A 24956-nucleotide genomic window follows, 5' to 3' on the forward strand; every position below is an offset into this window, starting at 1 on the left:
ATTTCATTGTATCTCCCCTCTTTCCTAAAGTCATTTCGAAATACGAATTACAATACTGGATAAAATCCTGTGAAGTACTTATAATAATAGAAAATTGTCTTTTATCTGAGATTAAGGGTGTGTTGCTTTTGAAAAGTGTTTTTATCTATTTAAAGCCTTATAAACTGCAGTCTTTAGTTGCGTTCTCTTTAATGCTTGTAGAGCTGTCAGTAGAATTACTTCTTCCTTTATTCCTGGGACTGATGATCAATCAAGGTGTGATGGGGCAAGATATCAATAATATTATCATGTGGGGGAGCATTATGATTGGTCTCGCATTTATTTCATTAATTGCAGGTGTATTGAACTCCTTTTTCTCTTCCCATGTTAGTTTTGCGTTTGGATATGATATTCGTCAGAAGTTATTTGAAAAAATTCAAGCATTTTCTTTTGCCAATTTGAATCAGTATCCTACATCAGGGCTTGTAACACGGTTTACAAATGATATTAGACAGATTCAGAACACGATCTTCATGGCACTCCGCATTATGGCAAAAGCTCCGCTGACAGTAATTGGCGGGGTTATTATGGCCTTTATTGTAAATGCAAGGTTAGCAGTTGTCTTTCTTATAACGGTACCATTACTAGTATTTTTCCTATTATGGGTACTTAAAATTGCCAGTAAGCTCTTTTCTAACGTTCAAGGAAAAGTCGATGATGTTAACCGTGTGATGCAGGAAAATCTTGCAGGGATGCGCTTAATTAAAGCTTTTACAAGGCGCGACTATGAGGAAGAACGTTTTACCGAAGCAAATACCGGTTTGGCAGACATTACAAGAAAAACATTTCGTTTTATAGAAGCATCCATGCCTGTCCTTTTATTTGTGATGAATATGAGTATTATCTTTATTATTTGGTTCGGAAACACCCAATCCATTTCCGGTCAAGCGAATGTTGGTGAAGTTGTTACGATAGTTAATTATGCACTTCGTGTAGCAATGGCGATTTCAATGTTTTCTTTTATTATTATGGCTCTTTCCAGAACAAAGGCATCTGCACATCGTGTTGATGAAGTGCTATCCCTTGATGTGAACTTATTGGATAATCCGGATGCAAATCAGGAAATGGCAGTTTCTGAAGGTAAAGTAGAATACAAACACGTATCCTTTCAATATCCTGGAGCAGATAATTCAACATTAAAGAACATTTCCTTTACGGTTAATGATGGTGAAAAGCTCGCTGTTATTGGTGCAACAGGTTCTGGGAAAACATCGATGTTCCAGTTGATGCCAAGATTATATGATTTGAATGGTGGCGAAATCCTCGTGGACGATCAACCGATTACCTCCTACTCATTTGACCAGATTCGCGGGAGTATCGGGTATGTTCCGCAAAGTCCTCTCCTTTTTACAGGGACTATCACAGATAATATTGCCTGGGGCAAAAAAGGAGCGACAACGGAGGATGTTATCCAAGCGGCAAAGGATGCCCAAATCCATGATACGATTATGGACCTTCCCAACCAATATGAAACAAAAGTTGGCCAAAAAGGGGTTAACCTATCTGGTGGGCAAAAGCAACGGATCTCCATTGCTCGTGCATTAATCAGACAACCGAAAATTTTAATGCTAGATGATAGTACGAGTTCGCTTGATCTAGCTACAGAATCCCAGCTATTACATGCACTTGAGAAATATAACTGTACCCTTTTTATTATTACGCAAAAAGTTTCAACAGCAAGCAGTGCTGATCGAATTCTACTTCTAGATGAAGGAGAAATTCTATCGATTGGGACGCATGATGAATTGCTGAAGACTTCTATGCTTTATCAAACGATTGTAGAATCCCAATTTGGAAAGGAGTATGCAGATGTCAAATAGTTCCTTGAAAGCTCCTTTTCAATATGAAAAGATTCCAATAGAAAATATTACAGCTGGTAATAAGAAAAAAGCCAAAAATATAGGGGCAACACTAAAACGGATTTGGGATTATTTGGCAGTAGAAAAAGCAAAGCTTACACTCGTTATTATGATGGTGATGGTGAGTTCCGGATTAGCTCTTCTCGGTCCATTTTTAGTCGGTATGGCAATTGATGATTTCATTGTAACACAGCAAGCCACTGGACTTGGTATGCTATTAATCGGATTGATTTTCGTCTATTTATTCCATTCCCTGTCCATCTTTCTGCAAAGTTTCTCGATGATTGGGATTGCTCAAAATACGGTCTATGCACTACGGAAAGATTTGTTTAAGCAATTCCATCGTTTGCCCATTGCCTATTTTGACAAGCGGCAGCATGGTGAATTGATGAGCCGATTAACCAATGATATCGATAATGTGAATAATACATTGAATCAATCCGTGATACAGATATTCTCCAGTATCCTCACCCTCGTCGGGACAATTGCTGTCATGCTTTATTTGAGTCCGATCCTGACTGTTGTAACGGTGTCCGTCGTTCCGGTTATGTTCTTTGCAATGAAGTGGATTACGAAACGAACCGGTCCACTATATAAACTGCAACAGAGGAATTTAGGCGAAGTGAACGGCTATGTGGAGGAAATTGTTTCAGGACAGCATGTTGTTAAAACCTACTCACAAGAAGAGAAAGTTATTGGGCAGTTTGAAGAGCGTAATCGCGAACTAAAAAATACTGGTTTCTGGGCATTAGCTATTTCCGGCTTAATTCCAAAAGTAATGAATATGTTAAATTTCCTAAGTTTTGGATTGATAGCATTGGTTGGTGGTATTTTAGTCATTATTTACGATCAACAACTTGTCACGGTCGGTACAATCGTTATTTTTACAGAATATGCCCGCCAGTTCACCCGCCCGCTCAATGAACTTTCCAACCAGTTTAATGTGCTCCTCTCAGCAATTGCCGGTGCGGAGCGTGTGTTTAATGTAATGGACGAAACAGAGGAAGAAATCGATGAAACTAGAGCAATTGAGATTTCCAGTACAAATGGGAATATTAAGTTTGATCAGGTGACATTTGGTTATGAGGATACTGAGATCATAAAGAATATCAGTTTTGAAGCACGCGCTGGTGAAACGGTTGCCTTTGTTGGTCATACCGGGGCAGGTAAGACAACAATCATTAATCTAATTTCTCGTTTTTATAATTATGATAATGGGAAAATTACGTTGGATGGTGTGGAAATAAAAGATATTAAGCGAAGCAGTCTCCGCAAACATATGGCCTTTGTATTGCAAGATGCCTTTCTATTTCATGCTACCATTTGGGAAAATATTCGTTATGGTCGATTGGAAGCAACAAATAAAGAAGTAGAACTTGCCGCAAAAGATGCTAATGCACATGATTTCATTATGAAATTACCTAATGGATATGACACTATCCTTGATCAGGATGGCAGTGGTATTAGCCAAGGGCAGAAACAATTACTTACGATTGCCAGAGCATTGCTTGCAGAACCTTCCATCCTCATTTTGGATGAAGCGACAAGTAATATTGATACGATTACCGAATTGAAGATCCAAGATGCATTAAAACGCCTGATGACTGGTAGAACAAGCTTTGTAATCGCCCACCGGTTAAACACCATCCAGGAAGCAAATACAATCATTATGCTGGAAAATGGAGAAATCATTGAAAAAGGAAGCCATGAAAAACTCATCAAACAAAAAGGCAACTACTACCAACTCTATAAAGGGCAACTAAAATAGCTTTGTTTAGACACCTATTACTACCTGGTTTTTGTCGAATTTTACCAAGGGGTGACAGGTGCATTTGCTTAGTGATAGACTGATAGTAAACGCTTTGTCAATTATATAAGATGTGAGGTGTATTGATTTGGGTAGAAAAGGTACAATGGTAGAGAAAGAAATTGAGAGTAGTTACTTAAATGAGACAATGACTTTAATGATTTACCAACCAGAGACATTTTCTCCTCTTTATAAATACAATATCTGTATCATGCAAGATGGGAATGACTACTTTCAGATGGGCAGGGTCGCTACATTAAGTGACAGACTTCACGACAGTCATGAAATTACGAATACAGTATTTGCAGGTATCCATTATAAGGACCGTTATGACCGCTGGGAAAAGTACCATCCGAGCGGTGAACAAAATGAAGCATATATGAAGTTTCTCATTAATGAAGTGGTACCTTTATTGGATGAATTCGTTCCGACATATCATTTGGGGCAAACAAGAGCTTTAATGGGAGATTCTCTTGCAGGAACAATTGCATTAATGACTGCGATTAAATATCCCAATACATTCGGCAAAGTCATCATGCAATCGCCTTACGTTGACGCAAAAGTAATAAATGCGGCCAAGAATGCTGATAATCTTCAATTCATCGATATTTATCATACAATTGGGGAAAATGAAGCCGATGTAAGCACAACTGATGGAAGTAAATCTGATTTTCTAATGCCAAACCGTGAATTGAATGAACTATTAAACAGAAAAGGATCAACGTATCATTATTATGAACTAGAAGCCGGCGAGCATACCTGGAAATATTGGCAAAAAGATATGACACGGGTTTTAACTACGATGTTTAATTAATTCTTTTCTTTTTAAATTTTTGCTATAATGGTTAAAAATCCAATCCTATATTACAGGAGGTTCTCTCATGAATTATGGAATTGCTATTTTTCCTTCGAAACCAATTCAAGATCAGGCAAACGCATTCAGAAAACGTTATGACCCACACTATTCCTGGATTCCGCCTCATATTACCTTAAAAGAAACATTTGAAGCGGAGGATCATAACCTGGATGGCTTGATAACGGAACTCAAGTCGATTGCAAATGCAGTGGAGCCATTTAGGATTAATATCGATAAGGTAAGATCTTTTGCCCCGATAACAAACGCCATCTACTTTAAGGTGGAACCAATTCAGGCTCTCCTGGACTTGCATGAACGGATGCATACAGGGATATTTGAGGACAATAACAAGCATCCATATGTTCCACATATTACGATTGCTCAGGACCTTTTAGATGATGAGTATTCGGATATATTTGGCAGATTGGAAATGGAAGAATTTCATTTTGAAGATGAAGTTGATCGGTTCCAGTTACTTTATCAACTTGATGATGGTTCATGGACGGTTTATGAAACATTTGTATTTGGAAAGGAATAAGTGATGAACACGAAAATAGTAAACACCAGAGAAGAACTTGAACATGCATATAAAATTAGAATGAATGTATTCGTCGAGGAACAGAACGTCCCTTCAGATGAAGAACTGGACGAACATGACGCATCAGCAATACATTTCATTACATATGATGATGTGTTGCCGATTGCTGCTAGTCGTCTCCGTTTTGTTGATGAATATGGTAAGCTAGAGAGAATTTGTGTGCTCAAAGATTACCGCGGTAAATCCTACGGCAAACAAATCATTCATGAGATGGAGAAAGTTATTGCAGCTAAAGGCTATAATAAGGCAAAGCTAAATGCACAGACACATGCAGAGGACTTCTACAAAAAATTAGGTTATCAAACTGTTTCCGGCGAATTTCTTGATGCAGGAATACCACATATTACAATGATTAAAGAACTGTAAAAGGTGCACCCATATAAATTATGGGCGCATCTTTTTTCTTGAATTAAGAGTTAACTGGATACATGGTTCTTGAAATTATGGTTACCCTAAAACTGAATGCGCTATGCAAGGGAGCTGGACTCTATGTCAGGATATTTATCTATGTTTGCGGAAACGATATTTGGTTTTTTTGCCTTATTTCTTATAACTAAAGTATTGGGGAAATCACAAATCAACCAGATTACTCCTTTCGATTTTATTTCTGCCTTATTATTAGGGGAACTTGTAGGAAATGCATTATTCGATGAGAAAGCTGGTATTCCTGAAATTGCTTTCGTAGTCGCCGTATATGGAATACTATTGTACACTACGGAAATCATTACACAGAAATTTAAACGTACACGACATTTAATTGAAGGAAGTCCAGCAATAGTTATTTATAACGGCAAGCTAATACGCGATACAATGAAAAAAAACAAACTGGATATTAACCAACTTCAACATCTACTTCGTGCAAAAGATATATTTTCTATGGATGAAGTTGAATTTGGAATTTTTGAAGCTAATGGAACCATTTCTGTATTAAAAAAATCAGATTATCAAACACCAAACAGGAAAGAAATGAAGCTTTCGCAACATGAAGTTATTATACCGACAACGCTAGTCAATGACGGTGAGATTATTTACGATAATTTAAAAGAAAAGAACCTGACGGAGCAATGGTTGAAAGAGAAGTTGAAAGAACAGGGCTATAACCGTCTTGAAGATGTATTTTTCGTGGAATATGTAAAAAACAAAGAACTGTTGGTACATCCAATCCTTAATAGAAACCATCAAAAGTGGGATATGGAATAACGACACATTAAAAAGACACTCATTACCATTAAAAATAGTGAGTGTCTTTATTTACCTTTAGACTGAAGCACTAAAATTTCTCCCCTTACCTGTCAACATTCCAAATATATCACTTGACGCATCCCTGCTTACATTTTGGGTTGAAGTTCGGTTTAAAGCATCGTATTTTGCGGAATTTTCTTGATGCTGTTGATCCAAAATCACTTTAAATGGCGCTTCAATATAGTGCTTATTTTCCTTTTGTTGTGTGACCCTTTTATGATAATCATTATATTGGTAATGGTCGACTGGTAATATGTATCCCAAATTCCCCACCTCCATATTTTAGATTATTTCAAATAATATACGCTGAGTTTTATTATTTTATGTCCGTCTTTATAATCTCTATTATTCAGGTACCCCATTAACATGTATATAAAACCTCATTTTTTTTAGCACCACTATATTATATGTAGACGGCTTTTACCTGCTTCTTAAAAAGCAACAAGAACTAAAAATATACATATGCCCACACCATCCAAGACATGACACATATCCTATAAGGAAAGTAAAATCAATTTTTGAAAGGAGTTATTTTTCATGGGTTGTGGAAAAAAATTCGATACAGGTAACTGTGTAGCAGATATTTTAAAAGACATTGTAGAAGCACAAAATGATATCGTGGAAAATTGCTGTGACACGAGTTGTGACCAATCAATCAGCGACTTATTAGGTGATTCTGATAATGGTAATGGTTTAGATACAGTACCAGTAATTCTATATTGCAAAGACTGTAAACCATTTAAAGGGTTCGGTGCACCAAGATACAATGGTGGTATTGGTGAGATCGTTGCAAGCTTTATATTCAGAGTCAAAAAAGTAGACGATGATAACTGTGCTGTTCTTGAATTACTGTTGAAAAACGGTGAGTCTTGCGGACATGAACATCTTAAAGATCCGACAGACCAAAGTACGGATGACTTAGAAGCTACTGGAATATGCATTACGGTTGATTTGGATTGCTTCTGTCATATAACTTGTCTTCCAGCTGTTAGTGCATTCAATAATTAAGTAAAATTAAAACACCATGAGGGAGACTCCCTCATGGTGTTTTAATTTAAAATCCAAGTAGTTGAACATCCTTTATATCATCCATCCCAATTTGTACCGGTGTTTTTCGATTCGTCGGTTTTAAAAATACATAATTCTCCTCAAAACCAGTTACAATCCCTCGATAGCTTTTTTCACTTGTTTTAATTTCACATTTAACTTGTGGTGCAAAATCCGGGCGATTTATAAAGTAATCTATTTTTTCTGGAATATCCATCTCCTTAAAGTTTTTTCTTTTAGGTACTTCTTCCTGATCTTTGTCGTTTTGAGGTTCTTCTCGTTCTATCTCCTTTTGAAATGATGACTTCCTTTTATTTACTTTTCTCGGTGCTGTTACAACTTCTTCATCAGCAGAATTTATCTTATCTTGCTTTGCTTTTTTCCTGCTGCTCATATAACTATGCTGCATCGGTGCCTGGGCATTACTACTATTCGCTTGATGAATATAAAGCAGCGGATCATTGGCATAACTCTTTTTTTCAGCCATAGATTAAACTCCCCTTCCTTCTTTCCTCAACCCATTATATGAACCCACTAATTAAAATGTTATAAATACCCAATTTAACAACATTTATTGCTCCCCTACTTTTTTCGTTTATCGTTCCTAAATTAAAAAGCATCTTCCCTACCAGGAAAGATGCTTTCATATAAAAAGATTATACTAAATATGCCATAAATGTTGTTGCGAGGCCGAAGTAAATCAAGATGGACATAATATCATTGATTGTTGTTATAAATGGCCCGGATGCTACTGCTGGGTCAATATTGAATTTGTGCATGATCATTGGTATTAACGCTCCTGCAAGCGTCGCAACAATGAGTGAAGCCATAATGGAGAAGCCCACAAGTAAGCCTAGAAATAGATTCCCTTGCCATACATAAATAACTACGCTTATCAGCACTCCACATATGCTACCTGTAATAAGTCCTGTAGCTGCTTCACGCAAAATTAATTTCATTTTGCCATCATTACCATAATCTCCAGTCGCAAGTCCTCTAACAGCAACCGCCAAGGCCTGTGTACCTGTATTCCCAGCCATACCTGCGATTAAAGGAATAAAGATGGCAAGAACTGCGACCTGGTTCAACGTCGCTTCGAATCGACCAATCAGACTGGCAGTGAATAGTCCCAAAAACAATAATATAATAAGCCATGGCAATCTTTTCTTTGCAGAAGTGAACGCCGTATCATTTTTTCTGTCTGTATCAGACATAGCAGCAAGTCTCGTATAATCCTCACTCGCCTCTTCTTCCATAACATCCAAAATATCATCGACAGTGATAATTCCTAATAAATGATCTTGAAAATCCACAACAGGTAATGCAAGGAAGTCATAGTCTCTGAACATTTGTGCAACATCTTCCTGATTTTTTGCTACAGAAACGGCAACTACCTGGGAACTCATAATCTCTTCAATTATAACGTCTTCGTCTGCAATGATTAAATCTCTAATAGAGACAACCCCAACGAGGTGTTTCTCCTCATCCAGTGCGAATAAATAATAAATCGTTTCAGCGTTCGGTGCTTCTGTTTTGAGTAGTTGCATCGTTTCTTTTACTGTCTGATTTTTAAAGATTGCAACATACTCAGTAGTCATAATACTACCGGCCGTTTTCTCTTCATAATGAAGTAATTGTTTAATTTCATCAGCAGCTTCTTCATCCATAATTATCAAGAAACTGGCAACTTGTTCCTTATCCAGTTCATTTAAAATATCTACTGCATCATCGGCAGGCATTTCCGAAAAGATCATCGCTGCATAACGTGGATCCATTTCGGTAAAATAATCAGTTATATCTTCCAATTCAATATTAATCATTACTTCTGCCATTTCTTCCGGTGATAAATAACTATATATATGCTGACGGTTTACTATTTGCTGTTCTTTGAAAAACATCGCCTGATCGTATGGATGCATTTCTAGGAAATCCGATCGGAAACCCTCCATATTTTCTTCATTTAAAGATAATTGTACAGCCTGAAAATGTTCCCTGTATTTTTCTTCGTATTGTTCATCAAAACTGTCATGCTTCATTCTCATTCCCCCGCTTTCTTCCTTCCAAAAACAAAAGATAACTCATATATATTTTCCCAACAAGCCCTTCTTTAAACAATTTCCTTTTCCTTAATGATTAAATCCAAATAATTTCTTATAAAATAGCGTACAATACCAATATATAGGGTATGTGAAATTCTTTTGTTTTTCTACTTGAACTATACTAAATAAAATTTTATACGATTGCAACATTGTATAAAGGAGGTATGTTATGAAGATTGATGTGATTGGGGATGTTCATGGATGCATGGATGAGCTTCATGCCCTATTTTTAAAATTGGGATATGTCCTTGAAAATGAAATCTACATACACCCTGACGGAAGAGTCCCCACCTTTGTAGGAGATATTACTGATCGTGGTCCAGATTCTTTATCTGTGGTTAGACTGGTATATCAAATGGTGATTGAACACCAGAAAGCTTACTATGTACCTGGCAATCATTGTAATAAGTTATATCGGTTTTTCCTCGGTAATAAAGTTCTGGAGAAACATGGACTCGAAACAACTACTGCGGAATATCGCTCGTTAAATACGAGAGATCAAAAGTTTATTAGCAAGCAATTTATTACATTATATGAGCATGCCCCCCTTTACCTGCAGCTTCCCGAACTGAAAGTTATCGTTGCACATGCGGGAATTAAGGAAAACTTAATCGGTCGTACAGATAAAAAAGTTAAAACATTTGTATTATACGGAGATATATCTGGTGAGTTTGATACAGATGGTCGTCCGATTCGCAGAGACTGGGCAAAGCATTACCAAGGAAACACTTGGATTGTTTATGGGCATACACCTGTTAAGGAACCGCGAATTGTCAACAACACCATTAATATTGATACCGGCTGTGTATTTGGGAATAAATTAACAGCATTCCGTCTGCCAGAGAAAGAAACAGTAGCCGTTCCATCAAAACAGCCACTGCTAGAAGAGAAATTTAATGATTTTCCTTAAAGCCCATGCTCGCTGCTAAGTGCTGCAGATCCAGGGGGATTTCAGATTCAAATTCAATCCTTTGTTTTGTAATTGGATGTTCAAAGCTAAGACCACAGCAGTGTAAAGCTTGTCTCTTTATTAACCTTAACGATCCACCATACAAATCATCCCCCGCCAATGGGTGCCCAAGATAGGAAAAATGCACCCGAATTTGGTGGGTTCTTCCTGTCTCCAGTTCGATATTAACGATAGAATGATCGCCAATATTTTTCCGCTTCCAATAATGGGTAACTGCTTGTTTCCCTTTTTCATTGACTTCCCGCTCAATAATCGATCCCTTTTTTCGGGCAATTGGCTCATCGATTATCCCGGCCTCTAGTTTCAACTTACCTTCAATAATTGCAGTATACTTACGGTGTATCTTCTTTTCTTTTTGAGAAGCAGACAACAGTGAATGACTGTACCTATCTTTTGAAATTAAAACCAAACCAGAAGTATTGGCATCCAGTCTCGTGACTACATGTACTGTATACGCCCCTCTATTTTGACTTTCATAATATGCAAGCAATCCATTAGCCATTGTACCTGATACATGGTTTGGAGAAGGCATTGTAGCCATGCCTGCAGGCTTATTCAAAACGATAACAGCATCATCTTCATAAACGATGTTCAAATTCATTTTCTCAGGTATTAGTGACACACTGACCTTTTCTTTCGGAAACTCCACTTCAAGAACATCATCTTCAGCCAAAATATACCGGACATTCTGATTACAGCCATTCACATGGATCGTTCCACCATCATGTTTGATTGCAATGATAATCCGTCTAGAAAAACCATGAATCTGTTGCAAATATTCCCGGATAATCATTCCTGAATGTTGCTTTTCAATGACCCATTTCATTGTATTACGCCTCACTATCTACCTGTCTTCTTCAGCTACAAACGAGTCTCGTACCCTATTCCAGAAAGGAAACTGCTTGAATCTGGCAAAACGGACTCTTTCTTGTGCCACACGGCATTGGATTGATTTTACATTTTGATAATTTTTTGTGAAATGATCGATTTGAATCAGAAAACTACTATCCACCATAGGCTTTAGAAAACAGGTATGGTGTTTTGGCAAAATTAAGGGGGAGCCAATTGTACGGAAAATACGATTATTTATCGATGCATTTTCAGTAATTTGTATTGCTTCCAAAGATGGATGAAGAATCGCCCCGCCTAAAGCTTTATTATAGGCGGTACTTCCTGATGGTGTTGAAATACAAATACCATCACCACGGAACGTCTCAAAATGCTCACCCTTGATTTCCACGTCGAATACAACAGAAGAGCCATCAGCTGTCTTTATCATCGCTTCGTTCAATGCAAGATAGCGATCTTCTGTTCCTCCCGTCTTTGCGCGGATAATAACTTCCAGCAAAGGATATTCTACTGTCTGGAATGGTGTCTTTGCGATTTCAATAATTAATTTTTCCACTTCATCTGGGACCCAATCCGCATAAAACCCTAAATGTCCGGTGTGCACACCTATGAAGGCCGTGGATTCTAGTCGATGTGCATATCGATGAAATGCCTCGAGGAATGTCCCATCGCCGCCAACAGATATAACAAGATCTGGGTCCTCCTTTGCATACACTAAATCAAAATCAATTAAATATTGCTTCATCGTTGCTTTAAGTTTATTGGAACGTTCATCGCCTCTTGAAACAATTTTAAACTTCATCCATAATCTCCCCTAACATTATTTCTCTTCCTATGTAAATGTTTTGTTTTAGTTTACTTTATTTTCGACGGAAAAACCGCCTGGCCTCTTGTATTTCGTTTCTAATCATGGACATTTCCTCATCAAGCTTAAATGCCGCCTCTGATGCGCGTTGAAGTCTGGATTTAATTTCTGATGGGATTCTTCCTGCATATTTATAATTTAAAGAATGTTCATTCGTCGCCCAAAAATTCATTGCCAACGTGCGTATTTGTATCTCAGCCAAAATAATCTTTTTACCGTGGATTGTTTCTACCGGATATTCTATAATAATATGATAAGAACGGTATCCACTCTCTTTTTTATTAGCGATATAGTCTTTTTCTTCAACAATGGTAAAATCACTCCGACTATGCAGCATGTTCACGATTGTATAAATATCTTCAACAAATTGGCAAACAACCCGTAGCCCCGCAATATCTTGCATTTCCGTTTGAATATTATCCATGGAAATTTTTCGTAACTCTGCCTTTTCAATAATGCTCTGAATTGGCTTCACGCGTGCCGTAACAAATTCAATTGGTGAGTGACTGGATTCAAACTCAAATTGTGATCGCATGCCCTTTAGTTTCACTTTTAATTCTTCAACAGCTTGTTTATATGGTGCAAGGATAGCATCCCAGTTCATCATAATCATCCTTATTTAATTCGAATATTAGAGGTTGTTCAAAAAAATTTAAGTATAAAACTTTATTCAAATTGAACTGTTTCTATAGCCATTCCTATTTTACCACATCAGTCCAAAATGGCTAATCTTTGCATTGACGTTAAACTTTAGCCATAATAAATAATAACCTATTTTTCACATTGGGGGTATAAAAAATGACACAAGAAATAGAAATTGAATATAAGAACATTTTAACAAAAGATGAATATGATCGATTACTTTATAGTCTTCCTTTTCCACCTTCAGGAAATAAACAAACCAACCATTATTTTGAAACAAAAGACTTTGCACTCAAAAAAAGTGCCTGTGCACTTAGAATAAGAGAAAAAGAAGGAAAATATCAATTAACATTGAAAGAGCCGCATCCAGACGGACTTCTAGAAACACATGACTGGCTGACAGATCAAGAGGCAAACGCTTGGCTTGGCGGGAATATCGTTTTAAAGAAAAACACAGAAAAGCAGCTGCTGAAAAAGGGAATTCCAATGAAAGAACTTCTCTATTGTGGATTCTTAACAACAATACGCAGAGAAATTCCATATCAGGGTGTCCTGCTAGTGTTAGATTACAGCACTTATCATGGTCAGCAAGATTACGAATTCGAATTGGAAGCAACATCAAAACAAACAGGATTACAAATGTTTGAAAAAATACTTTCTGATCACCATATTCCAAAAAGAGAAACATCAAATAAAATTGAGAGATTTTTCTATTCCTTGAACGATTAGGTATATTTGACTATTATTTCTCAATCAGATTTGTTGCTCAGGTATCCATCCGTTGTTACAATATAAACAAACGCTCTAAGGAGAGTTGTTATGGAACAGATAATTCACGGAACAATTTATGAGGCCATAGGCGGATTCGATACTATCGAAAAATTAGTCCAGGCTTTCTATAAACGAGTCGGAAACCATCCAAAGTTAATACCAATTTTCCCTGAAGATCTGACGGAAACCGCTCGGAAACAAAGCCTGTTTCTAACCCAATTTTTTGGTGGCCCAAAACTATATGAAGAAGAGCGTGGTCACCCAATGATGAGAAGGCGGCATTTGCCTTTTGAAATTACACCATCAAGAAGAGATGCCTGGCTTGCATGTATGGCAGAAGCATTAGAGGAAGCAGAAATAAATGAACCCTACCGAACAGCTATATTTGAAAAATTAACCTTGACCGCAAACCACATGATGAACACGCCGGAATAAGAGAAAGGAGAGTTCGATGTGAGTTGGAATCAAACTGTGCTTACAAGCTCAAATCATACAAACACATCGGCCACTTATAGCTACGTTGATTATGTACAAAAACCAATAGAAATCTACGTATTTATTGACCCACTTTGCGCAGAATGCTGGTCACTTGAACCCTATTTGAAAAAGCTATCTGTTGAATATGGTCGTTTTTTCACGATTCGTCAAATTGTCAGCGGACACTTAACATCTTTAAATACAGATACTTTTGATAAACCAAGGAAATTGAAGGAAATCTGGGAAAAAACAGCAAAACGAACAGGAATGAGCTGCGACGGTGACTTATGGGTAGATAATCCTATCACATATCCATGGATTGCATCACTAGCCATCAAGGCTGCAGAACTGCAAGGTAAAAAAGCTGGAAAGTTATTTTTCCGTAAACTACAGGAAAATTTATTTTTGAAAAAACAAGATATCTCTAATGAAGAGGTACTTACAAAATGTGCACAGGAAGCAAAGCTCGATGTTGAGGAGTTTGAAAAAGACCTTTTCTCATCTTCTGCACAAAAGGCTTTCCAGTGTGATTTGAAATTGACAAGGGAAATGGAAGTTGACTATATTCCAACTATTGTTTTTTTTAATCAAGTTATTGAAGACGATGGCATTAAAATTTCAGGACTTTATCCCTATGAAATATATGAACTTGTTTTAAAAGAGATGTTGCAACGGACACCAATTCCTTCTGTAAAACCACCATTGGAACAGTTCATGAGGCTTTATGAAGTTGTGGGGACAAAAGAGGTTTCAGTTGTATATGATTGGTCCATGACAAAAACAGAAAAGGAAATGAAAAAACTTCAATTCCAGAGAATCGTCGAAAGAATTCCAGCAAAATACGGATCATTTTGGAAATATATAAGTTGATTTAAGCCTTAAATAGGCTTATTTTTTTGTGAAAATTGACTTTCTGTTCTAAAAAAAGGCAAAAAGAGAGGATATACGGGGCAGCGTATATCCTCTTTCCGTCCTTGTATATATACAAAGGGGGATGGGAGAAAGTTTCATGATCAAACAAAAGGGGTATTTGTTTGTTTTTAACTTACTATATTATAATACCAAGAACAACTTCGCTATTCAAGCTTAATGTGCATAGATTCACAAAATGTTCACTTCTAGTATGTAATTTTTAAACATATATTATATCAAAATGTAAAAAATTAGAAAGGGGATTGATGTTGTCTACCGTAAATAAAAATTAAAATTTTTTTCGGGACCGGTGATTTTATCGGCGAATTTTCATTTAAAACTTGGGAGGAATGATTTTTAATGCGTGATCTTTATCCTGTTTTTTTTCTGGTGCTGACTTTCATCGCTTTCTTTCTAAATATTCTAGGATTAATGCGCCTCATCCCACTTTATATTACATTGCCATTATTATTTATATCGATTTATTTAACTTTATACTCCATGACACACCGAAATGTTTATAGAAGATCAAGATAGGGAGCTGGATTTGTATCCGACTCCCCTCTTTTTATGGACCATTACATTTTTAAAACCTGCTTTGTGCAGATACGTTCACCTGCAATTCGGTTAATTATCCTACCCAATTGGGACTTCTCATGTTTGCCCCATCAAAAGTAATTGTTTTTATAAACTGCGAAGTAACTGATGGTTGTTTTCTCTAAATATGTGCTTATCCCACGTCCGGGTTCACTGCGGGCGGAAAGGCATAGGTAAGACTCTGAAATGCGTTAGCATGAAGAGGCTCACCAGCCGACCTAAGGTGCGCGTAGTATATTCCCCAGAGTGGTCGCCGAAAAAACTCTTACTTCGCAGTTTATCTCGGGCTGCGAGGATATAAATCAACAATACTTACGAATAGAGTTTTGATATATTATCCCAATAATAATTTTTCCATTTCATTTAGCTTTTCTTCAAATACGGCGAGTGCATCGAGAATTGGTTGTTTGGATGTCATGTCAACGCCAGCTTTTTTCAGGACTTCGATTGGATATTCACTGCTTCCAGCTTTTAGAAAGTCAAGATAACGGTCAACCGACCCTTCACTACCTTCCAAAATATTATGAGCAAGTGCTGTTGCAGCGGAATACCCTGTTGCATACTGATATACATAGTAATTGTAGTAGAAATGTGGAATCCTGGCCCACTCCAGCCCAATTTCCTCATCGGAAACAACTGCGTCACCATAATATTTCTTATTCAATGCGTAATAGATCTCTGTCAGCTTATCTGCTGTCAATGCTTCGCCATTTTGGGCTCTAACATGAATATCATGTTCAAATTCAGCAAACATTGTTTGACGGAAAACTGTTCCACGGAAACCTTCCAGGAAATGATTCAAAATAAAGAGCTTTTGTTTTTCATCGTCCAAGTTTTTTAATAAATAATCATTCAGCAATGCTTCATTTGTCGTCGAGGCAACTTCCGCTACAAAAATGGAGTAATTACCATAACGATAGGCTTGGTGTTTTCTTGTGTAATAGCTGTGAACAGAGTGGCCTAATTCATGGGCAAGGGTAAATGTATTATTTACATTATCTTGCCAGTTCATCAGGATGTAAGGGTTCGTACCATATGCACCAGACGAATACGCGCCACTGCGCTTCCCTTTATTTTCTTCTACATCAATCCAACGGTTTTCAAAGCCTTCTTTTAAAATTGTTGCATAGTCAGTACCTAATGGTGCTAAACCTTTTAAAACATAATCTTTAGCCTCTTCATAAGTAACTTTCATTTCAACATCTTTGACAAGCGGTGTGTATATATCATACATATGAAGTTCATCAACACCTAACACCTTTTTACGCAACTCTGTATATCTGTGAAGTAATGGCAGCTTTTCATTTACTGCTTCCACCAAATTATCGTATACCTGTTCAGGAATATTATTATTATCCAATGCCGATTGACGAGCAGATTCATAATTGCGGATCTTCGCTTCAAAATTATGTGCTTTTACACTTCCAGTCAATGTGGATGCAAATGTATTTTTAAAATTACCATACGTATCATACATCGCTTTAAACGCATCTTCTCTCACACGGCGATCTTTAGATTCCATAAAAGTGGAATATCTGCCATGTGTCAGATCTACTTCTTCTCCATCCTCACTCTTAATTGCCGGGAAAGTCAGGTCAGCATTATTCAACATGCCGAATGTTTGTGCAGAACTTCCCATTGGTTCTGACGCTTCAGCAAGCAGGGTCTCTTCTTTTTCACTTAGTACATGTGGACGCTGGCGATTAATTTCATCGAGTACCTTTTTGTACAATTGCAATCCTTCTTTTTCTTTCAAAAAGCTGCTAATTTTCTCTTCATCCATGCTAAGTATTTCCGGAACAATATAGCTCATGGAACTACCTGCCGATGTTAACACCATTTCAGCCTGTGAATTCAATCCTTGGTAATGGGAATTGGTTGTATCCTGATCAGATCGCATATGTGAGTATGTATACAATCTACCTAGACGTTCAGAAAGCTCATCCTGTAGCTTTAGTAATTCATATAGGTGATCAGCAGATTCGGATAATTTCCCTCTGTACTGCTCCACTTTTGGGATATCCTGCTGCAAATTTTTTAATTCCTCAGCCCATGCTTCATCTGTTGCAAAGATATCTTCCAATCTCCAAGTCGATTCTAATGGTACTTCACTACGTTTAGGTAATTCCTTTGTTGATTTTGCCATGGAAAATTCCTCCTTTATTCTCTATATGTTACTATTTCTAGAATTAATTAATAATCCCTTTAAAATCCAGGATATTATTACTTAGTATATCGAAACATAATGGGTTCATGCTTGTATTTTGCCCAAGTTTTGGAAAAATAATTGTTGTAATAGATTATTATCTCCGTTTATGGCTTCCTCAACATTCTTATAAAAATCGAATTGCTTCTTTTTTTGATAAATGCCAGGTGAAATAGTATGAATATAGCTTAGTTGTTCCAATATATTAAAATATTGTTCGATGGGATCTGTACTGGATACGATAAGAGGAAATGCTGAATTACTTAGTATTCTCGTTTTTAATAAGTGTTTACAGGACTCTATGCTAAAGGTAGTTTCAATTGGCAAGGGGTGGATTATCTCGAGACAGAGTTTGCTCTGCCAGTTCCATAATGGAGTTTGCATTTGATGTTGGGAGCTTACTGGTAGATAGATTACGGATGGGAGATTCTGGGGATGAGTCCCTTTATAATATAGCCATTTACGCCAGGTAAATTCATCTCCATAAAAATTATTTCCTGGTTTTAATCGGAAATGGCGCTTTTCTTTCACCCATAAATTTAACTTTTCTTGCGAAGAAAAATTAGTAAACTGAAATAAATCTGTGAAGTTCATTTGATTGATTGAAGTAATATTGATTTTACCTATTGCTTTTGAACTCTTAGTTATGAAAACATCGTAAATAGTAGCCATCTGGAAAGTGTGTGGATCAAAGTAATATAACACTTGTGGAGTGTCTGAAGAATACTGGTGGATAAACTGGCGGGTGAATTGGTCAAGCTTAAAGCTTGTTGCATTATATCTTTTAAACTGATTTGCACCGATAATCCAAATTGGGAAGATTCCCGCGGCTTTGTATCCTTTATTCCGCTTTCGAATTTCATCTACCGGTATTCGTGCACATTGATATTCAATTGCTATTTTCTTGTCACTTATGGTTAACAGTATATCTGGGCGCTGTTTTATTTCTTGTATATATGCTTCTAGTCTGACATCTATATTATGTCTCATGAGCCATTGATATAAAATAAGTTTACCTTGTTCGTGATAGATGCCCTCTCCTCCTTCACGTGAAGGGCAATTCGTACTTGTTTTGTGGGCAAAATGTGCAATCATTTGATTTCCTGCTTTTATAATGACTGGACTTTCACAAACCGGGCAGTAAAACTTTTCCCCTCCTATTCTCAGTTTGATAATAGCTTCGCGTTCCATTGTAGCAAGCGTAGTATACGTTCCATTTTTATTTATGGCTTGCAGCATAGTAACCACCTCCGTCTACAACTTATTCGACAGAAATGTTAAAAATCCTCCTTATTAATTTGGCTGGTTACACAAAATTTATAAACTAAGAGGATTAAGAAAACATGAATCAATGGCCTAAAATATACAGATAACGCTGTTTAAAACTTTCTTATCCGCAAAAAAAGTAGGCATCCTTTTTTAGAATGCCTACACTTCAACAGGAAAATATGTCCTAACTTGTGAAAATGTATCTATTTCGAGGATTTTCTTACCATATTCCTCCAACATATGAACAGATATATCCGAATCATTGGCAAATTCCAGCACTTGACTGATCACATCTTCTTGCTTATTGTCATCAAGTACATCGTGAGAGAATTCCATATACAAATAATACGTATCATTATAATGGTACAGTGTCTCTTCACCAAAATCAGATAGTTCATGGAAATAATGACTAAGTTGAATCACATCTTCAAAGTCTTTGAAATCTACAATAATCCACAGATTATCATCATCATCATCATCCAACATATCATCGGTATCATTCTCAGAAGTCACATTTTTTCCGAATTTGTCTTCAAGCATATTTTCAATTTTCTCATCAACTGGAAGTTCAAGGCTGTCACCGTCCTCCGTATCCATTTCGAGATTCTCACCGTTTTTCGATACTTTAGCTTTAGTAACTACTATTTCAAGTCCCTTTTCCATTGCTTGGACCTGAATCCATAAAGGACCATCTGGGTTGAAATCTTCTTTATAATTAACTTCGTCCATCATTTGCCAGAAAAGTTGTTCACTGCGTTCACGGTTATACCAGATCTCTTCACGTTCGAATCCAAGATCTTCAATATCCATATAAGAAATATAAAACTTTATCGTGTTCTCATTAATTCTCTCTATCTCCATTTTTTAATTCTCTCCCTTCAAATTAAAAAGCAGCTGTTTCGTCCTTCCAGAGCTATTCTCGACATAATTTCTTCTAAGGAAAAACAGTTTAGATGGAAGAGACAACTTTATCATTATTGTATATATTAAGACAGTCTCCCTGTATGTTTATTACCCGTAATTATATAACTCTAACCATCTCTACTTATCTTCTTACCACTATTGTATGATAGTGTACTGCATCTTGGAAATTAATATGCCTATAAAATAAAAATTAAATAATGAACCGTTTTTCCAAGGATACATTAAGTAGAGTTAATAAAACATTTTAAACCATTCTAACAGATTTGTCATCTAAAAAAACGAATTATGACAAATAGCCATTGTTAATGTCTGGTAAATATATTCAAAGCAAAAGACGCAGTTCCAAAATGGGCTCTGCGTCTTTGTTATGTTTATTTTAGATTACGTTTTCAGAGATTGATTAGTTAACCATTCTTTGAGCTTCGCGTAATTGAAATGTACGTACAGTTCTTGGTAGAAATCTGCGAATCTCATCCTCGTTATAACCAACTTGCAGACGTTTCTCATCCAAAATAATTGGTCGTCTAAGTAATCCTGGATTCTTTTGAATCAGACTGAACAGATCTTTCATTGGCAATTGTTCAATATTGACATCCAGTTTTTGGAAAACCTTTGAACGTGTGGAAATGATCTCATCCGTTCCATCTTCAGTCATACGTAATATTTCCTTAATCTCGTCAAGTGTCAGCGGTTCCGAAAAAATATTACGTTCTGTAAACGGTATGTCGTGCTCTTCCAGCCAAGCTTTTGCTTTCCTGCAAGAAGTACAACTTGGTGAGGTATAAAGTGTTACCATAAAACTTCACTCCTCAATTTTTAAAGTGTGTATGTTGATATAGAGTATATTATTAACAACTTATTAAATTAAAATAAGTTTAAATTACCCATATGTATAATTATACTACATTAGTCAACCAAAAGGTAGAGGATATTCTAGAATTAAAAGGTAATTTAATAATATTTTTATTCCATATCACCATTCACTATGTAAGATACCCCACATCAATTTCAATTAAACCTTCTAATTGAAAAAAATTGGATTATACTTATTTTCATTTGCCATAATGTTGATTTCACCATGTTACCTAACCAATATAGATTAAGAATCCCCACCAATTTTCTCATGGCGGGGATTTAGTTTATGACTTTTTTGGACTTTGTTTATTTAAACTCTGAAGAATATCTGCAGACTCCCGATTCTCATCATAACTTAATACTTCTTCAGCTGACTGATAGGGTCTTCCATATATTTCTTCATCCTTGTATGTATGGATATCTACATACATTTGCTTCATTTGTGCAAATATGGCTTCTTCAGAATCATCATCTGGTGACCAATATAAAATTTCCATAGGAGTATCTTCATCTGTAGCCAAAGAGCGGCGATTATATCCAATGGATTGTGCGTGGGTAAATCCTTCCCGGTGATAGAAATGAAGTCTTTTTTCTGTGTCGGTATCCTCATAGTCTACAGGCTCTACTTCTAAAATAATCGGTTTATTTTTCGCCTTTAACTTCTCAATTAGTTTGTGTCCAATCCCTTGCCCTCTTGTTGTAGACGATACCCATAGATAATCAATAAATAGGAATGTATCAAACTCGGCGTACATTAAGACATGCTTCGAACTTTCGTCTTTATAGTATACATCCCCTTTTTCGTCCAATAACATCTCCATATGCTTTTTTGATTTCATTTCTTCAATTGGGAAGTACTCACTTAACTTTTCATACCAATTCATGGATCTACTCCTTTTAACTATTTTTACTAAGTATAACGAAAAAAGGTCCATTTGTTAAATTAAGCTAAATAAATAAAAAACAGGCCTGTTTAGACCTGTTTCATTACTTTCCAATCATATAATCTACATTTTCCGTATAGGTATTACCTGCATTCCAAAGTAAAAATTCATCGATACCATTTTCATAAAGAGCTTTTATTTGTGCTTCCACTTCTGCCTTTCCGTATTGCTTCGTTGGTCCACTATAAAGCCATGGAGCCTCGAAGTCCTGGAGCCAAGGTCTGGAAACAGGTGAATCATCAAGTGCTCCTAATACCTCATTTTCTACCTTTGCATATTCTGTCACAAGTTTGTATGGCTCTGTATCCGGCTTTTCAATACCGAAATAGGATGTCCAGTGACTTGGATAGATCATGGAAGAAATAACATCAACATTCTCAGATATTCTGGAGAAGTTTTGACCGATGCCAGGTGTTTCCTCGATTGTAGCTGCATATCCAAAGATATCTACCGAAACATCAACATCATAGTTCGACAATTCTTCCCTAGCATATGCAACAAAGTCCGTTACCGCTTCGACACGCTTTTTAACATTATTTAAATCCATATCGGCGTAGTCACCTTCAGTGTATTCAAGTTGTTCATCCTTGCTTTCGAATCCTTCAGGGAAACGTACATAATCAAACTGAATCTCCTGGAAGCCCATCTCAGCTGCCATCTTAGCTATATCAACATTGTACTCCCATACTTCCTTTTCAAAAGGATTGACAAAAGCCTCCCCCTTATTATTAACCCACACTTCTCCATTTTGCGTAAAAGATAAGTCAGGACGATTCTTAGCAAGTACCGAATCTTTAAACACTACTACTCTGGCAATTGGATAAATCTGTTTTTCCTCAAGCGTATCCATCATTCCTTTTGGATCTGCAATAAAATTAGTAGCAATCTCTTCGTATGGTGAACCCTCTTCAGGTTTAAAAGTTAAATTACCATTATCTTCTTTAACATCTATAACCATTGCATTTAATTCAGTTGTTTCCACAAGGTCAAGCAGTGTTTCAAATCGACTTGATCCAGCAGAATTACCAGTTACATAGATTCCTCTTACAGCATCTGGATATTCAAAGTTATATCCTGAATCATATGTAAATCGTTTTATATTTTGTGAAGTATCAATCAGTTCAATATTTGTTTGTCTTTCTTTATGTAAACCGGCTTCTTTCGTTTCTTCCCCACTTGCGTATACCGGTACTGTACTGAAAAGGAGAATTCCAATGAGTACGATTAGTTTTTGTTGCCATTTCTGCATATAATCAATCTCCTGTTTCTATTATATTATTAGTATATCGGAAAAGCATTGTTATTAAAATAGTAAAAAGTAATCAGAAATAAGATTCTAATAGATCCTTCAGATAAATATCCCTTCATTTACATGAAATAATTTTCTACTTATTCAATTACCCTCATCCATTAAAAACGAAACACTGCTAAGGTAGATTTATAATTCACAGTTGAGATAACAACGAAGTAACTTTAGCGGCACTTTTCTCCCATCTTTTTGAAGATGAGTGCTTTTATCGCCGTCCGGGATTGCTCCTGGCGGATGCGCATCTTAGGGAACGGTCTTAGCCTCCGAAGAGAAAACCACTCTGCGGGGTCCTCGGACACGTGCTGTTACCGCAGGAGTCACCGCCCACAGCGATGCCGGAATGATGATGCTGTATGATTCTATATTAGCTATTGAAAGTATAGTAATCGCCAGCAACCTTCTAACCAGCTCTGGGAAATATACGTAGACTCCAGCGGGAGGAAAGGCATAGGTGAGACAACGTAGCGCTTTAGCGCAAGTTGTCTCACTAGCCGCCCTAAGGTGCGCGAAGTATATTTTCCAGAGCGGTCGCCGAAGTTTCTGCATACTGTTATAAAAACAAGCAGTTACTTCGTAGTTTATAAATATTGTGATAAAACCTTTAGAAAGCAGTCTTCGTTAAAAATACCCTTCTAATGCTGTGTGAAGGGTGTTTTCGGGAGTTATTACAGGGGATAGTTACTTGATTATATCTTCCAACGGAACATAATCGTATCCCAAGTCCGATGCGACAGCTTCAGAGGTTACTTTTCCGTCATGAACATTCACGCCGGAATGGATTGCATGATTATCTATGATTGCTTTTGCAACTCCTTTTGCACCAATTTGTGCAGCATATGGTACGGTAACATTTGTTAGCCCAACTGTTGCTGTGCGTGGTACTGCACCAGGAATATTTGCAACTGCGTAATGTAGGACATCATGTTTTACATAGATCGGATCATCATGTGTTGTTGGGTGATTAACTGTTTCAAAGTTACCCCCCTGATCAATCGCAACATCTACAATAACGGATCCTGGCTGCATGGACTTAACCATTTCTTCTGAAACAAGTTTTGGAGCTTTTCTACCTGGGATTAAAACGGATCCAATAACAATGTCAGAATCTTTGACAGCATCTGCTATATTGTATGGGTTGGACATAAGTGTTTGGGTGCTTGAACCAAAGATATCTTCCAATTCGCGTAGACGTGTCGGATTTAAATCGATAATTGTTACCTCTGCACCTAGGCCAAGTGCCGTTCGTGCGGCATTTGTACCCACAACTCCACCGCCGATAACCGTAACTTTTCCTCGTTTGACACCAGGAATTCCACTAAGAAGAATACCTTTTCCACCTTTTGATTTTTCAAGGTATTGTGCACCAAGTTGCGTTGCCATGCGACCAGCAACTTCACTCATTGGAGTAAGTAATGGCAATGTATGATTAACTGTAACAGTTTCATAAGCAACCGCTGTTACTTTACTATCTACTAATATTTTTGCAAGTTCTGGTTCTGCAGCTAAATGAAGATATGCGAATAAGATTAATCCTTCTCTAAGATATTTATATTCAGATTCAAGCGGTTCTTTTACCTTCATAATCATCTGAGACCTTTCCCAGATGTCTGAAGCTTTTTCAAGAATTTCTGCACCAGCCTGTTTGTATTCTTCATCCGTAAAGTTACTTCCTAGTCCTGCGCCTTTTTCAACGATGACCTTTTGGCCTGCATTTTTTAAATTCACAACCCCTGCAGGTGTCATGGCAACACGGTTTTCATTATTTTTAATTTCCTTCGGTACTCCAATAATCATATTTTTTCCCCTCTCCTTTTATTCA

The 24956-nt window shown here is 36.8% G+C and carries 24 protein-coding genes; 11 read left to right on the plus strand and 13 right to left on the minus strand.

Annotated features, from left to right (window positions below; translation table 11 throughout):
- The first annotated feature begins 128 nt into the window (after positions 1–128).
- From BV906_RS09465 to BV906_RS09490, 6 genes are all read left to right on the plus strand, one after another.
- Positions 129–1859 (plus strand): ABC transporter ATP-binding protein, encoded by a 1731-nt coding sequence (locus tag BV906_RS09465; RefSeq protein ID WP_087973279.1) that lies wholly within the window; start codon positions 129–131, stop codon positions 1857–1859.
- A complete protein-coding gene (locus BV906_RS09470) occupies positions 1849–3666 on the plus strand; it encodes an ABC transporter ATP-binding protein (protein WP_087973280.1) in 1818 nt (605 codons plus the stop codon). The genes BV906_RS09465 and BV906_RS09470 overlap by 11 nt, the downstream gene beginning before the upstream one ends.
- A 127-nt stretch (positions 3667–3793) precedes the next feature.
- The gene (locus BV906_RS09475) at positions 3794–4519 is read left to right on the plus strand and encodes an alpha/beta hydrolase (RefSeq protein WP_087973281.1); all 726 of its coding nucleotides are present in this window, start codon (positions 3794–3796) and stop codon (positions 4517–4519) included.
- A 67-nt stretch (positions 4520–4586) separates the two neighbouring features.
- Positions 4587–5099 carry a YjcG family protein gene (locus BV906_RS09480; RefSeq protein WP_087973282.1) on the plus strand — a complete coding sequence of 171 codons (513 nt, stop codon included), beginning with the start codon at positions 4587–4589 and terminating at the stop codon, positions 5097–5099.
- 3 nt (positions 5100–5102) lie between these two features.
- On the plus strand, positions 5103–5525 hold the full coding sequence (locus tag BV906_RS09485) for a GNAT family N-acetyltransferase (RefSeq protein ID WP_087973555.1): 423 nt from the start codon (positions 5103–5105) through the stop codon (positions 5523–5525).
- Between the two features lie 123 nt (positions 5526–5648).
- Positions 5649–6359 (plus strand): YetF domain-containing protein, encoded by a 711-nt coding sequence (locus BV906_RS09490; protein WP_087973283.1) that lies wholly within the window; start codon positions 5649–5651, stop codon positions 6357–6359.
- A gap of 57 nt (positions 6360–6416) precedes the next feature.
- Here BV906_RS09490 and BV906_RS09495 read toward each other — a convergent pair whose 3' ends face one another.
- Positions 6417–6665, minus strand: coding sequence for a hypothetical protein (locus BV906_RS09495; protein WP_087973284.1), 249 nt, complete (start codon positions 6663–6665; stop codon positions 6417–6419).
- A gap of 273 nt (positions 6666–6938) precedes the next feature.
- On the opposite strand from BV906_RS09495, the gene BV906_RS09500 reads away from it, so the two are divergent.
- Positions 6939–7409 (plus strand): CotY/CotZ family spore coat protein, encoded by a 471-nt coding sequence (locus BV906_RS09500; protein WP_087973285.1) that lies wholly within the window; start codon positions 6939–6941, stop codon positions 7407–7409.
- Positions 7410–7455: 46 nt separating this feature from the next.
- On the opposite strand, the gene BV906_RS09505 is transcribed toward BV906_RS09500, so the two are convergent.
- Both BV906_RS09505 and mgtE read right to left on the minus strand, forming a co-directional pair.
- Positions 7456–7935 (minus strand): CotO family spore coat protein, encoded by a 480-nt coding sequence (locus BV906_RS09505; RefSeq protein WP_087973286.1) that lies wholly within the window; start codon positions 7933–7935, stop codon positions 7456–7458.
- A 169-nt stretch (positions 7936–8104) separates the two neighbouring features.
- The gene (gene mgtE / locus BV906_RS09510; protein ID WP_087973287.1) at positions 8105–9484 is read right to left on the minus strand and encodes a magnesium transporter; all 1380 of its coding nucleotides are present in this window, start codon (positions 9482–9484) and stop codon (positions 8105–8107) included.
- Positions 9485–9716: 232 nt separating this feature from the next.
- Here mgtE and prpE point away from each other — a divergent pair, with 232 nt between their 5' ends.
- A complete protein-coding gene (gene prpE / locus BV906_RS09515; RefSeq protein WP_087973288.1) occupies positions 9717–10457 on the plus strand; it encodes a bis(5'-nucleosyl)-tetraphosphatase PrpE in 741 nt (246 codons plus the stop codon).
- Here prpE and BV906_RS09520 read toward each other — a convergent pair.
- Genes BV906_RS09520 through yjbM form a run of 3 tightly spaced genes read right to left on the minus strand, consistent with a single transcriptional unit; the run spans position 10441 to position 12835 of the window.
- A complete protein-coding gene (locus BV906_RS09520; RefSeq protein ID WP_087973289.1) occupies positions 10441–11343 on the minus strand; it encodes an RluA family pseudouridine synthase in 903 nt (300 codons plus the stop codon). The two genes, prpE and BV906_RS09520, sit on opposite strands and share 17 nt — an antisense overlap.
- Positions 11344–11361: 18 nt before the next feature.
- Entirely contained in the window at positions 11362–12168 is an 807-nt protein-coding gene (locus BV906_RS09525) for an NAD kinase (protein WP_087973290.1), read from the minus strand.
- Between the two features lie 58 nt (positions 12169–12226).
- Positions 12227–12835 (minus strand): GTP diphosphokinase, encoded by a 609-nt coding sequence (gene yjbM, locus BV906_RS09530; protein WP_087973291.1) that lies wholly within the window; start codon positions 12833–12835, stop codon positions 12227–12229.
- 194 nt (positions 12836–13029) lie between these two features.
- Between yjbM and BV906_RS09535 the strand changes: the two genes are divergently transcribed.
- From BV906_RS09535 to BV906_RS09545, 3 genes are all read left to right on the plus strand, one after another.
- Positions 13030–13602 (plus strand): CYTH domain-containing protein, encoded by a 573-nt coding sequence (locus BV906_RS09535; RefSeq protein ID WP_087973292.1) that lies wholly within the window; start codon positions 13030–13032, stop codon positions 13600–13602.
- A 90-nt stretch (positions 13603–13692) separates the two neighbouring features.
- On the plus strand, positions 13693–14079 hold the full coding sequence (locus BV906_RS09540) for a globin domain-containing protein (RefSeq protein ID WP_087973293.1): 387 nt from the start codon (positions 13693–13695) through the stop codon (positions 14077–14079).
- Positions 14080–14097: 18 nt separating this feature from the next.
- Positions 14098–14991 (plus strand): ClpXP adapter SpxH family protein, encoded by an 894-nt coding sequence (locus BV906_RS09545; protein ID WP_087973294.1) that lies wholly within the window; start codon positions 14098–14100, stop codon positions 14989–14991.
- Between the two features lie 973 nt (positions 14992–15964).
- Here the strand turns inward: BV906_RS09545 and pepF are convergent.
- The 7 genes from pepF to ald form a co-directional block, all read right to left on the minus strand.
- Positions 15965–17776 carry an oligoendopeptidase F gene (gene pepF / locus BV906_RS09550; protein WP_087973295.1) on the minus strand — a complete coding sequence of 604 codons (1812 nt, stop codon included), beginning with the start codon at positions 17774–17776 and terminating at the stop codon, positions 15965–15967.
- 105 nt (positions 17777–17881) lie between these two features.
- Positions 17882–19075 carry a competence protein CoiA gene (locus tag BV906_RS09555; RefSeq protein ID WP_087973296.1) on the minus strand — a complete coding sequence of 398 codons (1194 nt, stop codon included), beginning with the start codon at positions 19073–19075 and terminating at the stop codon, positions 17882–17884.
- Positions 19076–19264: 189 nt separating this feature from the next.
- A complete protein-coding gene (gene mecA, locus BV906_RS09560) occupies positions 19265–19966 on the minus strand; it encodes an adaptor protein MecA (protein ID WP_087973297.1) in 702 nt (233 codons plus the stop codon).
- 463 nt (positions 19967–20429) lie between these two features.
- The gene (spxA, locus tag BV906_RS09565; RefSeq protein WP_087973298.1) at positions 20430–20825 is read right to left on the minus strand and encodes a transcriptional regulator SpxA; all 396 of its coding nucleotides are present in this window, start codon (positions 20823–20825) and stop codon (positions 20430–20432) included.
- A 343-nt stretch (positions 20826–21168) separates the two neighbouring features.
- A complete protein-coding gene (locus BV906_RS09570) occupies positions 21169–21768 on the minus strand; it encodes a GNAT family N-acetyltransferase (RefSeq protein WP_087973299.1) in 600 nt (199 codons plus the stop codon).
- Between the two features lie 103 nt (positions 21769–21871).
- Complete coding sequence (locus tag BV906_RS09575; RefSeq protein WP_087973300.1) at positions 21872–23077, minus strand: putative glycoside hydrolase; 1206 nt, start codon at positions 23075–23077, stop codon at positions 21872–21874.
- A 738-nt stretch (positions 23078–23815) separates the two neighbouring features.
- The gene (gene ald / locus BV906_RS09580; RefSeq protein WP_087973301.1) at positions 23816–24931 is read right to left on the minus strand and encodes an alanine dehydrogenase; all 1116 of its coding nucleotides are present in this window, start codon (positions 24929–24931) and stop codon (positions 23816–23818) included.
- Positions 24932–24956 lie beyond the last annotated feature (25 nt).

Source organism: Oceanobacillus rekensis (assembly GCF_002153375.1).
Taxonomy (GTDB): Bacteria; Bacillota; Bacilli; order Bacillales; family Amphibacillaceae; genus Oceanobacillus; species Oceanobacillus rekensis.

Coding starts and splice junctions, on each gene's coding strand:
- BV906_RS09470 (WP_087973280.1), top strand. CDS start 1,849: ATGTCAAATAGTTCCTTGAAAGCTCCTTTTCAATATGAAAAGATTCCA.
- BV906_RS09480 (WP_087973282.1), top strand. CDS start 4,587: ATGAATTATGGAATTGCTATTTTTCCTTCGAAACCAATTCAAGATCAG.
- BV906_RS09485 (WP_087973555.1), top strand. CDS start 5,103: ATGAACACGAAAATAGTAAACACCAGAGAAGAACTTGAACATGCATAT.
- BV906_RS09490 (WP_087973283.1), top strand. CDS start 5,649: ATGTCAGGATATTTATCTATGTTTGCGGAAACGATATTTGGTTTTTTT.
- BV906_RS09500 (WP_087973285.1), top strand. CDS start 6,939: ATGGGTTGTGGAAAAAAATTCGATACAGGTAACTGTGTAGCAGATATT.
- BV906_RS09505 (WP_087973286.1), bottom strand. CDS start 7,935: ATGGCTGAAAAAAAGAGTTATGCCAATGATCCGCTGCTTTATATTCAT.
- mgtE (WP_087973287.1), bottom strand. CDS start 9,484: ATGAAGCATGACAGTTTTGATGAACAATACGAAGAAAAATACAGGGAA.
- prpE (WP_087973288.1), top strand. CDS start 9,717: ATGAAGATTGATGTGATTGGGGATGTTCATGGATGCATGGATGAGCTT.
- BV906_RS09520 (WP_087973289.1), bottom strand. CDS start 11,343: ATGAAATGGGTCATTGAAAAGCAACATTCAGGAATGATTATCCGGGAA.
- BV906_RS09525 (WP_087973290.1), bottom strand. CDS start 12,168: ATGAAGTTTAAAATTGTTTCAAGAGGCGATGAACGTTCCAATAAACTT.
- yjbM (WP_087973291.1), bottom strand. CDS start 12,835: ATGAACTGGGATGCTATCCTTGCACCATATAAACAAGCTGTTGAAGAA.
- BV906_RS09535 (WP_087973292.1), top strand. CDS start 13,030: ATGACACAAGAAATAGAAATTGAATATAAGAACATTTTAACAAAAGAT.
- BV906_RS09540 (WP_087973293.1), top strand. CDS start 13,693: ATGGAACAGATAATTCACGGAACAATTTATGAGGCCATAGGCGGATTC.
- pepF (WP_087973295.1), bottom strand. CDS start 17,776: ATGGCAAAATCAACAAAGGAATTACCTAAACGTAGTGAAGTACCATTA.
- BV906_RS09555 (WP_087973296.1), bottom strand. CDS start 19,075: ATGCTGCAAGCCATAAATAAAAATGGAACGTATACTACGCTTGCTACA.
- mecA (WP_087973297.1), bottom strand. CDS start 19,966: ATGGAGATAGAGAGAATTAATGAGAACACGATAAAGTTTTATATTTCT.
- spxA (WP_087973298.1), bottom strand. CDS start 20,825: ATGGTAACACTTTATACCTCACCAAGTTGTACTTCTTGCAGGAAAGCA.
- BV906_RS09570 (WP_087973299.1), bottom strand. CDS start 21,768: ATGAATTGGTATGAAAAGTTAAGTGAGTACTTCCCAATTGAAGAAATG.
- BV906_RS09575 (WP_087973300.1), bottom strand. CDS start 23,077: ATGCAGAAATGGCAACAAAAACTAATCGTACTCATTGGAATTCTCCTT.
- ald (WP_087973301.1), bottom strand. CDS start 24,931: ATGATTATTGGAGTACCGAAGGAAATTAAAAATAATGAAAACCGTGTT.